Annotated in this window: 1 pseudogene; it reads right to left on the bottom strand. The window is 63.6% G+C overall.

Annotated features, from left to right (window positions below):
* Positions 1–324: pseudogene (locus tag X742_RS140075) on the bottom strand (urease accessory protein UreE); the annotation flags it as partial.

The following is a 324-nucleotide window of genomic DNA, read 5'->3' as shown; positions in this document are numbered from 1 at the left end:
CTATGCGAATGGGAATGCGATTCGCTGTGTGAATGGGAGTGTGCCTCACCGTGGCTATGGGCATGCGCCTCGGCATGGCTGTGATCGTGGCCGTGATCATGTCCATGTCCACCACCATGGCCGGAATAGGCGCCGCGCACCGGCTTGAACGGTTCGGAAACCTCGTCCACCGTGGCGCCAAGCCCCTCCAGCATGGCCTTGATGACATGGTCGCGCAGGATGACGATGCGGTCCGCCTCGATGCCGGCGGCGAGATGGCGGTTGCCGATATGCCAGGCGAGTTCGGCGAGATGCACGGCGTCGCGGGCGCGGATGTCATAGATC

The sequence above is a fragment of the Mesorhizobium sp. LNHC229A00 genome (genome assembly GCF_000502415.1).
In the GTDB taxonomy this organism is placed as follows: Bacteria; Pseudomonadota; Alphaproteobacteria; order Rhizobiales; family Rhizobiaceae; genus Mesorhizobium.
Note: the sequence above shows the minus strand (reverse complement) of the source record. Positions and strands in the feature narration are given on the sequence as shown.